Below are 13,386 nucleotides of genomic sequence, written 5' to 3'. Positions count from 1 at the left end.
ATGTTCGGATGCAGTTTGGACCATGCAGTTTTTGGGACTGATACTCGTGCTTGTCATCCCCACAGCTCGCTGGCTTTGGTTGAGAGGTAGGACAGATGCGTAGTGTTGTGCCTGTTCTTACCGTTGTCGCCGCCATATTTGCGATCTGGTATCTCGCGGCGATCTGGCTGAATGCGGCCTGGGCTTATGACAAGGCGACCCGCTCGGGCGAGGAGTTGGGCGTTGTGGCGCTGGTGGCGGACACCTGGAGCCAGGAGAAGCCGAAGTTGCCTGCGCCGCATCAGGTCGGCGTGGAAATCTGGGACACGACGGTTGAGAAGAAGATTACCTCGAAGCGGTCGCTGATTTATCATTCCTGGATTACGTTGAGTGCGACGCTGCTGGGGTTTGCGCTGGGGACGGGGCTCGGGATCGCGCTGGCGGTGGGGATTGTCTACAACCGCACGATGGATATGTCGGTGATGCCCTGGGTGATCGCGAGCCAGACCATCCCGATCCTCGCGATTGCGCCGATGATCATCGTGGTGCTGAATGCGGTGGGGATTTCCGGGCTGCTGCCCAAGGCCATGATTTCGATGTATCTGTCGTTCTTCCCGGTCGTCGTGGGCATGGTCAAGGGGCTGCGCAGCCCGGATGCGATGCAGCTGGATCAGATGCGGACGTGGAATGCCTCGCCCAGCCAGATGTTCTGGCGGCTGCGGTTGCCGTCCTCGATGCCCTATCTCTTTACCTCGCTGAAGATCGGGATGGCGGCCTCGCTGGTGGGGGCCATCGTGGGTGAATTGCCGACGGGCGCGGTGGCGGGGCTGGGCGCGCGGCTGCTGGCGGGGAGCTATTACGGGCAGACGATCCAGATCTGGTCGGCGCTGATCATGGCGGCTGTGCTTGCGGCGGCGCTGGTAGCAATCATCGGGCTCCTGCAGCGGGTGACGCTCAGGCGGATGGGCATGGCATGAGTTGGCTTGCCTTTGCATTTGGCGCCTGGGCGCTGGGGTGGTGGCTGAACGCGCGCCTGGCGGCGCGGCCCCGGACGCAAGGAACCCGGCTGGCGGTGCCGCTCATCTTCGGGATCACGCTGATTGCCATCTGGGAGGGTCTGGTGCGCGGGCTGGAGATCAGCCCCGTCCTGCTGCCCGCGCCGTCGATGATTGCCGTGCGCTTCGTGGCCTCGACCGATATCCTCTGGGAGGATTTCGTGCAGACGGTGATCAAGGGCGCGCTGAGTGGCTATGCGATTGGCTGCGGGTCGGCCTTCCTCATGGCGATCCTGGTGGACCGGTTCGACTTCCTGCGCCGGGGGCTTTTGCCGGTGGGCAACTTCGTGGCCGCCCTACCGGTGATCGGCATGGCGCCCATCCTCGTGATGTGGTTTGGGTTTGACTGGCAGTCAAAGGCCGCCGTCGTCGTGGTGATGGTGTTCTTTCCGATGCTGGTGAACACGGTACAGGGACTGGCCGACAGCTCGGCCATGCAGCGGGACCTGATGCGCACCTATGCCGCCGGGTATTGGGCGACGCTCTTGAAGCTGCGGCTGCCCGCGGCGATGCCCTTCATCTTCAACGGGCTGAAGATTGCCAGTACACTGGCCCTCATCGGGGCGATTGTTGCGGAATTTTTCGGCTCTCCCATCCGCGGGATGGGGTTTCGGATATCCACCTCCGTCGGACAGCTTGCGCTTGATCTGGTCTGGGCGGAAATTGTTGTCGCGGCGGTGGCGGGATCGGCGTTCTACGGGCTCGTGGCGCTGATCGAACGGGCGGTGACCTTCTGGCACCCGTCTCAAAGACACACATAAAAAGACCAAACAAGGAGAGTATGATGAAACTGATGACAACACTGGCCGCAGGCGCGGCGTTAGGCGTCTGGAGCGTCGCGGCGCAGGCCGCCGACGAGGTCACGCTGCAGCTGAAATGGGTCACGCAGGCTCAGTTCGCGGGCTACTATGTGGCGCTCGACAAGGGGTTCTACGAGGAGGAAGACCTCGATGTGACCATCAACCCGGGCGGGCCGGATATCGCACCCACGCAGGTGCTGGCGGGCGGCGGTGCGGATGTGACCGTGGAGTGGATGCCCGCGGCGCTGGCCGCACGTGAAAAGGGCCTGGGCATGGTGAACATCGCGCAGCCGTTCAAGTCGTCCGGCATGATGCTGACCTGCCGCAAGGATGCGGGTGTGACCAGCACGGAGGACTTTGCGGGCAAGACGCTCGGTGTCTGGTTCTTTGGCAATGAGTTCCCCTTCCTGAGCTGGATGAGCAAGCTCGACATCCCGACCGATGGCTCGGACACTGGCGTGACCGTGCTCAAGCAGGGGTTCAACGTCGACCCGCTTTTGCAGGGGCAGGCGGCCTGTGTCTCGACCATGACCTACAACGAGTATTGGCAGGTGATCGATGCGGGGCTCACGCCCGATGATCTGACGGTGTTCAAGTATGAGGACCAGGGGGTCGCAACGCTGGAAGATGGGCTCTATGTGCTGGAGGAGAACCTCGAGGATCCGGCCTTCAAGGACAAGATGGTGCGCTTTGTGCGGGCCTCGATGAAGGGCTGGAAGTATGCCGAGGAGAACCCGGATGAGGCCGCGGAGATCGTGCTCGACAATGATGCCAGCGGGGCACAGACCGAAGAGCATCAAAAGCGCATGATGGGTGAGATCGCCAAGCTGACCGCGGGCAGCAACGGCGCGCTGGACCCGGCGGACTATGAGCGCACGGTGGCCTCGCTGCTGTCCGGTGGGTCGGACCCGGTGATCACCAAGGAGCCGGAAGGCGCCTGGACCCATGACATCACCGATGCGGCGCTGAACTGAGGCAGTCGCCCGGCGCGGGGTGGCTGGGGCCCTCCCGCGCAGAGGTCGGGCGGAGCAAACCCGCCGAGGCTCGGCGGTTTTTCACAAATGTGACTAAAGGCCGGTCTTTTTGCCGGCCTTTTTCCTTGGACCGGGCTGGATTTTTTCCCGTGCGGCCCCATTTGGGAGGGCAGGCCAAGGGAGCACGGATCACATGAGCAATATGGAAAATCTGGACTTGCAGCTGAGTGAACACGAGCGTCAGTCACGTGTGAATGAACGTGCGGTATCCTCCATCAAGTCACGGCAGCGTCGGCGTGAGGCGCGCGGCTATGCGGTGATGGCGGGCTTCCTGGGATATGGTAAAGGCGCGCTCGGCGAGGGCAAGTTCGGCAAGATCAGCCACGCGGCCAAGCTGTTCTGCATTGGCTTTGCCTTCCTGGTGCCGAGCCTGCTGGTCTGGCGCGTTCTTCTGTAAGAAGCAGCGGTCGGTCAGGCCGGTCATCTCTGCAGGCGATCAGGGGCGATTGCGCTCGCGCAAATTCCTATTTTCAGGGATGATTTGAAGACGACATCGGTTGACAGCGGGCCAGGAATTACGCTGCCGCGCGACCGGATGCGGTGCTGTCGTTCGGTGCTAACCGCCGCGCTTGGCCAGCCCGGCTTGGGCCGAAGATCTGTAGGTCTGCGCAGATGAGGAGACAGTGGCAACGCCGCTCAGCCAGCGCAGGGTGACGCCTGCCATCATCAGCAGAACAGTCAGGCCGAGGCCCACGAGGACATAGAGCCCCAACGCGGTCAGAAAGCCGACGTTAAGAAACACCAGGGCGGTCAGGAACGTGATAAAGCCGCAAAAGCCGCCGATCAGCGTAGAGATAATCGCCATTTCGCCTCCTCATCTCCCACTTTATCTGGCATCGCGTTGACCAAATGTTAAGGCGATGGCGAAAATGCGGCGGAGATCGGCGCTTTTTATGCAGGACCACGCCGATTTTCGTCGAAATTTACGAATTTAAGCGGTTTTGAGCGCATCGCGGGTGCTGCAGCCGGCCTGCCTTGACGCGCTGGACCAGTCCAGCACGCGCCGGTCAGGGCCGGACCTGCAGCCGTGCCACCTCCGGCGTGCGGCCGGGGCGCAGGGTGAGGACGCCAATCTCGCCATACTCCTGCGGGGCCATCCCCGGTGCGCCGAGCTCCGCCCAGATCGTACGCAGATTGCCCTTGTTGCCGACCCAGACGACGGTGCCCTCGGGCCTGTCCCGGGTCATCCGGGCACCGGCCCGTTCCTTGGGGATGATGGTGATGGGGAGCCCGCGCGCCTGCGACAGCGGCTCCGCTGTCTGCAGGTTGCGCGCGATGTCGGGGCTGTAGATCGCGTCGAGACTGTAATCGCCCAGGGCAAGGGACAGGTTGGCTGCGCGCGCTTCCCCCTGGGCGTTCAGGATCTCGCCCGCACGGTCGGCATGGCGCAACAGGATGACCGTTGTGCGGGCGGCGGGGTCGACCTCGCGCGGTGCGCAGGCGGCCAGTGCGCTCAGCGCCAGCAGCCCCAGCGCGAAAGTGCGGCGGTGCATGTCTCTGCGGTCCCCAATCATGTTGTCATTTTCGGCCCCGTGGACGCCGCCGCCAGGAAAAAGTTAAGAATTCGAGAAAAACTTGGGCGCAGTGTGAACCGGATCACATACCTGCGTCGGAAATTGCCGCTAAATGAAGACGTGAGCCGGGGAGATGTACCTCCTCGGAAGTGGAGTAAAGATTGTGACCAGAGTACCAACATTTGATGAAGACTGCCGGGATATTTCCCCGGATGTCTCCCCGGTTCCGCGCACCTCTTCCTGGCGTGCAACGGAGCGCAGCCCAGTCAGCCGTCGTCCCGGCCCGAAATGCCCCTCTTCCTGGCGTTTCACAGACTGGGCTGCCCTCTGACTTCAGGGAGCGCAGCCTCTCCCCCTGCGTCTCTCTCTTTCTCTGGCGGGTCGGTGTTTCACCGGCCCGCTTTTTTGCGTCGGTCCCGCATCTGTATCGCGTCGGTATAACGTCGGTATCACGTCGGTGCGCAGCGCGCGGCGTGCTCAGCCGCTCTTAACTCCCGCGTGGCAGGCTGGCCCCCGCAAAGGAGACCGCCCATGCCGATGACCAAGACCGAACGGCTCGCCCGCCGCCGCCTGATGTATCACCTCTGGCTGCAGGATGAAGCGACGCTCCCGCTCGATGAGATGCGGGCCGAGATGCCCGACGCCTGGCACACCGTCGAGGCGGATATCGACTGTTATGAGCCCAAGGCAAAGCTGACGCTCTATCTCGACCAGTCGGTGGCCAAGCTCTTCCAGGGCATGGGCAAGGGCTATCAGGCGCGCATCAACCGCATCCTGCAACTGTGGCTGCAGATGAAGATGGCGGGGCTGATGGAAGAGGGCACCAGCCTGATCGAACGGCGCCAGGCGCTGCTCGCCGCGGAAAAGGCGACGGGCACCCACCCCGGCTGGGGTCCGATGATCGACTGAGCCTCAGGCCGCGCGGCGCGGCCCGGTCATCGTGTGATCAGAGACCCGCCGCCGCTCCAGCTGGCCCGCGTGGGCGTTGTTGTAGGCGTGGCGCATGCCCGCGCGCGGGATGAAGAGGAAGAGGAACGCGAGCGGGAAGAAGACCGCCGCGATTTCGAAATCTTCCGGGATCGTATTGCCGGTGACAACGGCGACAACAAAGGCCACCGCGACGATCGAGATCAGGAGCAGCACGAAGTAATAGAAGATGCCGCAGACCCAGCTGAGCGCGCTCTTGGTGAAGGGGGGCAGGAGGTAGCGCTTCCACAGCGCCAGTTCGGACCATTTGGTCGAGGCGTGCTGTTTCGCGAGGCGCTCCTGCAGCGGCACGGCGTCATCGGTGCTGCCGCCGTATTCGGAGATGATATCGGCGGTGATGTCGTTCATCTGGGCGCGCAACTGGGCGCGGATGTCGTCGTCGATGTCGGATTTGGAGAGCAGCGAGGTGATGACCTCGATCCGCTTCTCCGCCAGCTCCAGCCGCCGGATGCGCCCGGTGACGCCAAGCCGCGCGGTGATGATGGCGATGATACTGGCGATGATGGGCGCCACGACGGCGATGCCCACAAAATCGAGAAAACTCTTGTCGAAAAAGATCCCCGCGGCAGAGGAAACCTCAGCTGACTCCATATCGTTCGCCCCCCGGTCGAAAATGTCTTTGCTTTAAATGCGGTGGAGCCTAGCAGCGCAGGTGAGTCGAAACAACTCTGCCGTGAAAGGTTTGGGTGCGGTGCCTCTACGCGCGGGTCTTACGGGTCGCGCGTCACGTCGTAGACCCAGGCCTCGTAGTCCGCATTGGCCTCGACGGCGGTGCGGAGGATGGGTGGCACCTCATAGGGGTGCAGGGCGCGGATGGCGTCTTCGACCTGTTGCGCGAGGTCGGCGCGGGTTTTGAGGAGCAGCGGGTGCTCCTCGTCCTGCTCAAGCTTGCCTTGCCAGGTGTAGGCGCTCTGGATCGGCGGGTAGCGGTTCGAGCAGGCGACGAGGCGCTGCGCGATCAGCGCGGCGCTGATGGTGTCGGCGGTTTCGACGGTGGGGCAGTTCACGAGGATGTCGATGATGGGCATCCCTGCCCCTCCCTTTCCGCTACCATGAGTTTACGCCGAGCTTCTGATCGCCCTTGTACACATCAACCGACCGAGGCGAGGTGGATATCCACGTCTCGCACACCTCTTTGCCCTCATCCAGGTCTTTCCATGTGCGGCAGAACTGGTCTCCTTTGACCGCCCATGTCCCGTCGATATTTATGGTGCGACCACTATCCGTTTTGGCGCTGCCCGTGCCACGACCATCCTTGGTCAGTTTCAGGCTGCCGACATATCCGTGGCCTTCGCCACCAAGTTTGAGCGTAATTCCGTTTTCAATCAGCATTGTCAGATGCTTGTTCTTCAACGCGCCCTTGGTTTCGGCCACCGCCACAGTCGTCGAGATGAGCGCAGCGATTATCGTAGTGACAGCAATAGCTTTCATTTCAATGTCTCCGATTGGTCATTCAATACGGGTCAGTATACACGAAATCATCGAAACGCCCAAAAAATGCTTTTGCCCGCGCACCTTTGGTGCGACGGCGGCGGCGACTCCACAGGGGCTATTGCCCTCTCCGGCATCAGTCGCTTTCCGGGAACGACTATAAGACTGTTTCCCAACACCCGCAGGGCGCCAGGGTCAAATAGTCCAGTTGGGCACTGCCGTTAAGCTTTTGTTAACCCAAACAACCCAAGGTAGATTCGCCGCCGTAAATCAAAAAGGCTCGCGAGTTAACCAGACTTGACTGACCTTACAAATACATACAACATAATTGATATTTCTGATTTCAAACGGTCGGGCGTATTTGTGGCTGAACAAAAAAAAAATAGTTCAAGATCAACAAGAAGTCGACCTACACATTTTGCATCAATCGATATTGGATCTTTCGTCAAGATTGGATCGCATCGAGACTACTGCGCCGAATAAGTCCTATGAGATCCAGAAGAACACGCTTTTGGGATACTTTGGCGTTGTTAGTAGTTTAGCGGGACTTATCGCAGTCCTTCTAGGTAGTGTTGGAGCCGTTTGGGCGATATACGCTTACTATCAAGACCGGACAAATCAGCTAGAAGATATGGTTTTGCGAAGCCAGGTCTTGGAAATTGTAAGGTCTGAGCAGGCCGACCAAGCTATTGAGTTGATTGATAGTTTGAAATCTTTAGACAATCTCTCTCTTGGCAAGCAGCTGAATTTTGATGGGACCGCTCTGCCTGAGTAGCCTAGTGCGGCGCTTATGGTGGAACCACAGGTCTGATATGACTAGAGGTATGCGTACATAGGTGCGTAGTGCCATTTGGTTTTTGCGTCAGTAATATTCAGCGTCAACGCACAAACTTTTTGTGCTTCAACCGCTTGGGCTCCTTATAAAAGCGCTCAAATTGCAACGGGTGCGCACGCAGGTGCTTCGCACCCGCTGCCGCTCACTCCTCGAACCCAAACGTAAACACAAAAACTCCGTTCTACCGAACGAATTTTTTGTGTTTTAGTCGTTTGGGTTCGAGGGCATCTGCTCCCAATCTCCGCTTCTTGTCCTCCTCGTAGTCCTCGAAGTTGCCTTCGAACCATTCCACGTGGGCTTCGCCTTCGAAGGCGAGGATGTGGGTGCAGATGCGGTCGAGGAAGAACCGGTCGTGGCTGATGACCACGGCGCAGCCGGCGAAATCGACGAGTGCGTCCTCCAGGGCGCGCAGGGTTTCGACGTCGAGGTCGTTGGTGGGCTCGTCGAGCAGCAGCACGTTGCCACCGGATTTCAAAAGGCGCGCCATGTGCACGCGGTTGCGCTCGCCGCCTGAGAGCAGGCCCACCTTCTTCTGCTGATCGCCGCCCTTGAAGTTGAAGGACGAGCAATAGGCGCGGGAGTTCACCTCGGCGTCGCCCAGCTGGATGAGTTCGGCGCCGCCTGAGATGGCCTCCCAGACGGTCTCATCGGCGCCGAGGTCGTCGCGGGACTGGTCGACGTAGGCCAGATCGACCGTGTCGCCGATCTCGATGGCGCCGGCGTCGGGCTGTTCCTGCCCGGTGAGCATCTTGAAGAGCGTGGATTTGCCCGCACCGTTGGGGCCGATCACGCCGACGATGCCACCGGGGGGCAGGGAGAAGTCGAGGCCTTCGACCAGGAGCTTGTCGCCCATGGCCTTTTGCAGACCGGTGACGTCGATCACCTTGGAGCCGAGGCGCTGGCCGGTGGGGATGACGATCTGCGCGCGGGCGAGCTTTTCGCGCTCGGATTGGTCGGCGAGTTCGTTGTAGGCGTTGATCCGGGCCTTGGACTTGGCCTGCCGGGCCTTGGCGCCCTGGCGCATCCATTCGAGCTCGCGTTCGAGGGTCTTCTGGCGGGACTTGTCCTCGCGCGCTTCCTGCTCGAGGCGCTTGGCCTTCTGTTCGAGCCAGGCGGAGTAGTTGCCCTCGTAGGGGATGCCGCGGCCGCGGTCGAGTTCAAGGATCCAGCCGGTGATGTCGTCGAGGAAATAGCGGTCGTGGGTGACGATCAGGATCGTGCCCTTGTAGTCGATGAGGTGCTGTTGCAGCCAGGCGATGGTTTCGGCGTCGAGGTGGTTGGTGGGCTCGTCGAGCAGCAGCATGTCGGGCGCTTCGAGCAGGAGCTTGCAGAGCGCGACGCGCCGGGCTTCACCGCCCGAGAGCTTGGTCACGTCGGCGTCGTCGGGCGGGCAGCGCAGCGCCTCCATGGAGACGTCGATCTGGGCATCCAGATCCCAGAGGTTCTGGGCGTCGATGTCGTCTTGCAGCCTGGCCATCTCATCCGCGGTCTCGTCGGAGTAATTCATGGCAAGCTCGTTGTAGCGGTCGAGGATGGCCTTCTTGTCGGCGACGGCGAGCATCACGTTCTCGCGCACGGTGAGGTTCGGGTCGAGTTTCGGCTCCTGCGGCAAGTAGCCGACGGTGGCGCCCTCGGCGGACCAGGCCTCGCCCTGAAACTCGGTGTCGAGACCGGCCATGATCTTCATCAGCGTGGATTTACCGGCGCCGTTCACGCCGACGACACCGATCTTCACGCCGGGCAGGAAGTTCAGGTGAATGTTCTCGAAACACTTCTTGCCGCCCGGGTAGGTCTTGGAGACGCCGGACATGTGATAGACGTATTGATAGGCGGCCATGGGATGCTCCGAGTATCTGTTGTGGAGAGTTGTTTCCGGAGTGATAGCGAAGCGGCCCGGCAGGAGCAATGCGGGATGCGGTGCAGGGGCCGTGGGTGTTACGTGGTGGGCGCGCCATGGGGCTTTGCGCAGGAAGCCGACATTGCAAAGTTGCAAAGTCCGACCGCCTCAATGACTGCCGCAGCTGTCGTTCACACGCGCCAGAAGGTTCATTATGTTGTTTTTGTAGCTCTTTAGTGGGCGTGATACATTTACCAGAAACTATCTTCTTCAATTGTTACTTCAAATCCCGGAGCCACAATTTCAGCGAGCACATTTTGGGTTTCTAAACACGTTTCAACGGCAACCAAAAAAACTTCGGTCGATAGATCAATTACTGACGCGGCCAACGCAGGAACCCCTGCAGCAACAAGGCCCGCAGTTAAGCAAGCATCCGCAATGTCTTTGAGTTGTTCTTCAGGGTTTGAGATACTATCTGGACCATACAGGTATGCTACGACCCTATGCTGTTTGAATTCTGTCGCGGTGCCGACGCACGTTTTCCATTCCTTTCTTTCGCACCGAAGCCCATCGCATTTGAACCCATTTGTCTTTGCTTCCTTCACGCACCGAGTCCGCGTTTCATGTCCTCCCCACTGCGCAACCGTCTTGGATGCCAGTAAAGGGCCTTGCGCATAAGCCAACTGAGAAAATACAACGGTGAGAGCCAAACCTGCCGATGAACGAACTATACTTTTGAAAACCATTATTTTTCTCCTTTGGCCGTAATGCGGCGCGGAAAATACCATCAAACTACGTTTTTTCGCAGATCAATAAGCTAAGAAACGGAGGCATGTTGGGATGCGCGCCGCTTCCTCCGTAGCTTGAATTGGTCCCTGTGGGGGTATAGTTTCCATGACCTGCGCCATCTCCGACCGCCAACACTCTCCCAACACCATGGTTGCCGCCTTTGGTTACGGAACCACCTGTGAATATATGGGTGTGGATAGGCATCTCATTCTCGGTAAGTATGTGGCTTTCGACACCACCTACATCTCCAAGGGCACGGCTTGTCAAAAGTTTGTCTTTTTCATCGCGATTTCCTTCGCCAACGCCAACAATGACCCTACCATGCGCTTGACTTAGCGGCAGCCATCCGGTTGGGCAGCCTTCTAAATTGAAGGCCATAACAGCCCCCTTGGGGACGATTGCCGCTGCACGTTCAGCCGCATCGGCTGCTCGCTGCGCCGCATCCAAAACGGTTACCTGTGCTGACGCCAGATTGGCCGACCCAAACAAGCTCAACAACGACACAGCAACAACAAAATTTCTCATTGTCTTTTCCTCTAATCGACGATCAAAAAATTAACCTACTCCATACCTTTGATCTGCGTCTGTATTCCATTTGTACAAGAAAAATACGGGTCCACGATGTGCCGTTTTCACGATAGAAACATCTGGCAATCTCGGATTCCCGATCAATCTCATCCATTATCCCAGCGGCTTTAAACATATCGCCATTCTCGCCAATTTCGGCTAGTATTTCTTCATATGCCCGCACCATTTCTTCCCAGCCTTCTATCGGGCTTGCGATGTTACTTGCTTGAATCTCGACCTCAGCAACGACAAACCCAAATATCGTGAGGCTTGGTTCCCGCTTGCCAAGGTCATTTAGGACGTCCGCGATTGACTGTTTCACGGTTTGTGCGGACTCTGCAACGGAACAGCGAACGAGTTCGCGCGTGTCCGCAACAAACTCCGCTTCCAGCTTAGCCAGATCGTTAAGCCGATCCGAGAGCACTTGGTCAACCTCCAACACTAGGTCATCAATTTCTTCGCTGACATAAACCTTCAGATCAGCGACTTGTGACTCCAATCGTGCTATATACCCCAAGACTTTTTCATCGGCATTGGCGATCAATACATCGGCGTGATAACGTGCGCGCTCAAGTATTTGAGCCGCCATCCGCATTGCGTCTTCCGCTCCAATTGGATCTTCAAGACGGTGTCCAATAGTGTCCAAAACAGATGCTTGGGCTGGACTTCCAATTGAGACGCAAATAACTCCAAGTAGCGCTGCAACATGCAATAAGCGTAAAAGTTTGTTTGGCCTTCTCATCGGTACGACTGCCAGTTGGCTTATATAAAATTAGTAGATGAAAACGTTTCTATGCTCGCACAAATAAGATGACTCGGTCAAGCTCGAGCATTTGCTAATTGCCCTGCGGGTTACGTCGTCTTTAAAACGGTCCATTGCGCATCATAGCGCAGTTTGCGGCTAAGCTCATAATTATGTTGCAGAATTCGGGTTTTGGGCAACAAGTTTGCGCAACACGCGCGTGGCCCTACTCATACCCACGCTTGGCCTTCTGCATGTGCAGATCAAACCTTGCATCTTTTGCGGCTATTTCTGTCTCGAACCAGTCGGTCCGCACCTGGCCAGAGCTGCCGATGCGACCCCAGTTCCGGACAAGACCCCAGTCACCGAACAAACCACGCACGATCTCCATGCGGTAGAAACGAAATACGTTTCCCTGTGGTTCCGTCTTGGTCAGATGCATAGCCCCTACCCCCACATCCTGGCTGCGATGTCTTGCTCTTCTTTGCCAACCGCGTCGGCATAGACCACTGTTGTTGAGAGCTGCGCATGCCCCATCCACTTTTGCAGCATGTGCAAAGGAATGCCGTTCACCGTTGCATTGATGCCGAACCCATGGCGCAAGCCCTTGGGACTGCGCTGCGGCGCATCGGGTATCCCGGCCTCGATCATGATGGCTTTTACAATCTGCCAAACACGCACGCGACTGATCGGCCAGATTGGCGCGTTGGCTTGTTTCTTTGAGTGCTGCGCCTCGCGAATGCCATGAGCGGTGTTGAGTGTGTCCAAGTACTCAGCAGGCACCGGGACAGTCCGGTAGATGATCCTTGGCGCACCCGAGGCATCTTTGCGCTTCTTCAGACTGCGCAGCGCGATAGTACCGCCTGGCAAATCAACCCGCGCAGGCGTGATTTCCAACAGCTCAGACGCGCGGCACCCGGTAAAGTGCAAAGTTTCGCAAATGGTCCGGTCCCGAGCGGGTTGTTTGCGTGCGACATCAAGGAACGCCGCGCGCTCTTCGGCGTTCAGATAGAGACGGTTCCCGGCAGTATCGTAGAGGCGCATTTCACTCATGTTTAACAGTATGTATGAAAGCTGTTAAATAGCGAAGCAGAAACAAGCCCCCTTCCCTATCGATCCACAGGGCGGAGGTCTAAGTCATTTAACACTATTACGCATAGTGTTAAATTGTGCTGATTGGGAAAAATTGGCCTTTTGTTGTGCAGCCAAGACGCGCCACAGTCGGTCCAGCCAAGCCAGTTTTCCTGCAGTCAATTTCCATGATATGCTCACAGAGACTTTCTGTTCTTTATAGTAAGGAGATTTTACTTGAAGTGCTTTTTAAAACTTCCGATCTTAGGTATAACACTCTTGATTGGCTCATCGCCACTTCTAGCACAACAGCCTCTGATCGAACGAATTTCAAACGCCATTTCCGTTTGTGAAACCTCCGAACGATGTGAGGGGATAATTTCTGCCAAACCTTCTGACAACGGGACACAAACCTATTCTATTGATCCCACTTTCTGTGAAGATGGTGGAAAAGGGGAGCTTATGACGATTTGTAGCGGTAATGCGCAGCCGTCACTAGCTTGTTTGGTTTCTGGCACTGGATGTGGAAGTGTTGGGGCCACTCGACTAGATAACAGTTGCTACATCAAACCCGACCTAACGGGTTGGTGCTGCTTTGAATCTCCTACCGGAACAACTGTTTGCGGTGCTTGGGACTAACCTGCTTTCCACCTGTACCAGATTTGTGCACCGCCCTATCGCTTTGATTTTACTAGCTTCAGCGGTGCGCCCAAAATGTCATGACAGACGCACCAAGCGGGTCTGC

Annotated in this window: 17 protein-coding genes; 6 read left to right on the top strand and 11 right to left on the bottom strand. The window is 58.1% G+C overall.

Annotated elements, in window-relative coordinates; genetic code table 11:
* Positions 1–95: 95 nt before the first annotated feature.
* The 4 genes from Q1A71_RS13810 (at position 96) to Q1A71_RS13795 (ending at position 3,265) form a co-directional block, all read left to right on the top strand.
* Complete coding sequence (locus Q1A71_RS13810) at positions 96–956, top strand: ABC transporter permease (protein WP_299677160.1); 861 nt, start codon at positions 96–98, stop codon at positions 954–956.
* On the top strand, positions 953–1,795 hold the full coding sequence (locus Q1A71_RS13805; RefSeq protein ID WP_299677157.1) for an ABC transporter permease: 843 nt from the start codon (positions 953–955) through the stop codon (positions 1,793–1,795). The genes Q1A71_RS13810 and Q1A71_RS13805 overlap by 4 nt, the downstream gene beginning before the upstream one ends.
* Positions 1,796–1,818: 23 nt before the next feature.
* Positions 1,819–2,808: an ABC transporter substrate-binding protein gene (locus Q1A71_RS13800; RefSeq protein WP_299677154.1), complete on the top strand. Its 990-nt coding sequence runs from the start codon at positions 1,819–1,821 to the stop codon at positions 2,806–2,808.
* 193 nt (positions 2,809–3,001) lie between these two features.
* On the top strand, positions 3,002–3,265 hold the full coding sequence (locus Q1A71_RS13795) for a hypothetical protein (RefSeq protein WP_299677151.1): 264 nt from the start codon (positions 3,002–3,004) through the stop codon (positions 3,263–3,265).
* Between the two features lie 159 nt (positions 3,266–3,424).
* On the opposite strand, the gene Q1A71_RS13790 is transcribed toward Q1A71_RS13795, so the two are convergent.
* Positions 3,425–3,673 carry a hypothetical protein gene (locus tag Q1A71_RS13790; RefSeq protein ID WP_299677148.1) on the bottom strand — a complete coding sequence of 83 codons (249 nt, stop codon included), beginning with the start codon at positions 3,671–3,673 and terminating at the stop codon, positions 3,425–3,427.
* Positions 3,674–3,875: 202 nt separating this feature from the next.
* Positions 3,876–4,361: a histidine phosphatase family protein gene (locus Q1A71_RS13785; protein ID WP_299677145.1), complete on the bottom strand. Its 486-nt coding sequence runs from the start codon at positions 4,359–4,361 to the stop codon at positions 3,876–3,878.
* 552 nt (positions 4,362–4,913) lie between these two features.
* On the opposite strand from Q1A71_RS13785, the gene Q1A71_RS13780 reads away from it, so the two are divergent.
* A complete protein-coding gene (locus Q1A71_RS13780) occupies positions 4,914–5,291 on the top strand; it encodes a BrnA antitoxin family protein (RefSeq protein ID WP_299677142.1) in 378 nt (125 codons plus the stop codon).
* Between the two features lie 3 nt (positions 5,292–5,294).
* Here the strand turns inward: Q1A71_RS13780 and Q1A71_RS13775 are convergent, their stop codons facing one another.
* The 3 genes from Q1A71_RS13775 to Q1A71_RS13765 form a co-directional block, all read right to left on the bottom strand.
* Positions 5,295–5,960 (bottom strand): hypothetical protein, encoded by a 666-nt coding sequence (locus tag Q1A71_RS13775; RefSeq protein WP_299677140.1) that lies wholly within the window; start codon positions 5,958–5,960, stop codon positions 5,295–5,297.
* A gap of 119 nt (positions 5,961–6,079) precedes the next feature.
* On the bottom strand, positions 6,080–6,397 hold the full coding sequence (cutA, locus tag Q1A71_RS13770; RefSeq protein ID WP_299677137.1) for a divalent-cation tolerance protein CutA: 318 nt from the start codon (positions 6,395–6,397) through the stop codon (positions 6,080–6,082).
* A gap of 19 nt (positions 6,398–6,416) precedes the next feature.
* Complete coding sequence (locus tag Q1A71_RS13765; protein ID WP_299677134.1) at positions 6,417–6,800, bottom strand: hypothetical protein; 384 nt, start codon at positions 6,798–6,800, stop codon at positions 6,417–6,419.
* 361 nt (positions 6,801–7,161) lie between these two features.
* On the opposite strand from Q1A71_RS13765, the gene Q1A71_RS13760 reads away from it, so the two are divergent.
* Positions 7,162–7,575, top strand: coding sequence for a hypothetical protein (locus Q1A71_RS13760; protein ID WP_299677131.1), 414 nt, complete (start codon positions 7,162–7,164; stop codon positions 7,573–7,575).
* Positions 7,576–7,816: 241 nt separating this feature from the next.
* On the opposite strand, the gene ettA is transcribed toward Q1A71_RS13760, so the two are convergent.
* The 6 genes from ettA to Q1A71_RS13730 all read right to left on the bottom strand — a co-directional run bounded on the left by ettA (position 7,817) and on the right by Q1A71_RS13730 (position 12,623).
* A complete protein-coding gene (ettA, locus tag Q1A71_RS13755; protein ID WP_299677128.1) occupies positions 7,817–9,472 on the bottom strand; it encodes an energy-dependent translational throttle protein EttA in 1,656 nt (551 codons plus the stop codon).
* Between the two features lie 251 nt (positions 9,473–9,723).
* On the bottom strand, positions 9,724–10,218 hold the full coding sequence (locus Q1A71_RS13750) for a hypothetical protein (RefSeq protein ID WP_299677125.1): 495 nt from the start codon (positions 10,216–10,218) through the stop codon (positions 9,724–9,726).
* Between the two features lie 46 nt (positions 10,219–10,264).
* Positions 10,265–10,786, bottom strand: coding sequence for a hypothetical protein (locus Q1A71_RS13745; protein ID WP_299677122.1), 522 nt, complete (start codon positions 10,784–10,786; stop codon positions 10,265–10,267).
* 22 nt (positions 10,787–10,808) lie between these two features.
* Entirely contained in the window at positions 10,809–11,474 is a 666-nt protein-coding gene (locus Q1A71_RS13740) for a hypothetical protein (RefSeq protein ID WP_299677119.1), read from the bottom strand.
* Positions 11,475–11,796: 322 nt separating this feature from the next.
* A complete protein-coding gene (locus tag Q1A71_RS13735) occupies positions 11,797–12,012 on the bottom strand; it encodes a WGR domain-containing protein (RefSeq protein ID WP_299677116.1) in 216 nt (71 codons plus the stop codon).
* 5 nt (positions 12,013–12,017) lie between these two features.
* Positions 12,018–12,623 (bottom strand): tyrosine-type recombinase/integrase, encoded by a 606-nt coding sequence (locus Q1A71_RS13730; protein WP_299677113.1) that lies wholly within the window; start codon positions 12,621–12,623, stop codon positions 12,018–12,020.
* Positions 12,624–13,386: the final 763 nt, after the last annotated feature.

The sequence above is a fragment of the uncultured Roseobacter sp. genome, from assembly GCF_947493125.1.
Taxonomy (GTDB): Bacteria; Pseudomonadota; Alphaproteobacteria; order Rhodobacterales; family Rhodobacteraceae; genus Roseobacter.
The sequence above is the reverse complement of the archived record's forward strand: the minus strand, read 5'-3'. Positions and strand labels throughout refer to the sequence as shown.

Excerpts from the sequence above, each read along its gene's own strand:
- Q1A71_RS13810 (WP_299677160.1), top strand. The coding sequence starts at position 96 with ATGCGTAGTGTTGTGCCTGTTCTTACCGTTGTCGCCGCCATATTTGCG.
- Q1A71_RS13805 (WP_299677157.1), top strand. The coding sequence starts at position 953 with ATGAGTTGGCTTGCCTTTGCATTTGGCGCCTGGGCGCTGGGGTGGTGG.
- Q1A71_RS13800 (WP_299677154.1), top strand. The coding sequence starts at position 1,819 with ATGAAACTGATGACAACACTGGCCGCAGGCGCGGCGTTAGGCGTCTGG.
- Q1A71_RS13795 (WP_299677151.1), top strand. The coding sequence starts at position 3,002 with ATGAGCAATATGGAAAATCTGGACTTGCAGCTGAGTGAACACGAGCGT.
- Q1A71_RS13790 (WP_299677148.1), bottom strand. The coding sequence starts at position 3,673 with ATGGCGATTATCTCTACGCTGATCGGCGGCTTTTGCGGCTTTATCACG.
- Q1A71_RS13785 (WP_299677145.1), bottom strand. The coding sequence starts at position 4,361 with ATGCACCGCCGCACTTTCGCGCTGGGGCTGCTGGCGCTGAGCGCACTG.
- Q1A71_RS13780 (WP_299677142.1), top strand. The coding sequence starts at position 4,914 with ATGCCGATGACCAAGACCGAACGGCTCGCCCGCCGCCGCCTGATGTAT.
- Q1A71_RS13775 (WP_299677140.1), bottom strand. The coding sequence starts at position 5,960 with ATGGAGTCAGCTGAGGTTTCCTCTGCCGCGGGGATCTTTTTCGACAAG.
- cutA (WP_299677137.1), bottom strand. The coding sequence starts at position 6,397 with ATGCCCATCATCGACATCCTCGTGAACTGCCCCACCGTCGAAACCGCC.
- Q1A71_RS13765 (WP_299677134.1), bottom strand. The coding sequence starts at position 6,800 with ATGAAAGCTATTGCTGTCACTACGATAATCGCTGCGCTCATCTCGACG.
- ettA (WP_299677128.1), bottom strand. The coding sequence starts at position 9,472 with ATGGCCGCCTATCAATACGTCTATCACATGTCCGGCGTCTCCAAGACC.
- Q1A71_RS13750 (WP_299677125.1), bottom strand. The coding sequence starts at position 10,218 with ATGGTTTTCAAAAGTATAGTTCGTTCATCGGCAGGTTTGGCTCTCACC.
- Q1A71_RS13745 (WP_299677122.1), bottom strand. The coding sequence starts at position 10,786 with ATGAGAAATTTTGTTGTTGCTGTGTCGTTGTTGAGCTTGTTTGGGTCG.
- Q1A71_RS13735 (WP_299677116.1), bottom strand. The coding sequence starts at position 12,012 with ATGCATCTGACCAAGACGGAACCACAGGGAAACGTATTTCGTTTCTAC.
- Q1A71_RS13730 (WP_299677113.1), bottom strand. The coding sequence starts at position 12,623 with ATGAGTGAAATGCGCCTCTACGATACTGCCGGGAACCGTCTCTATCTG.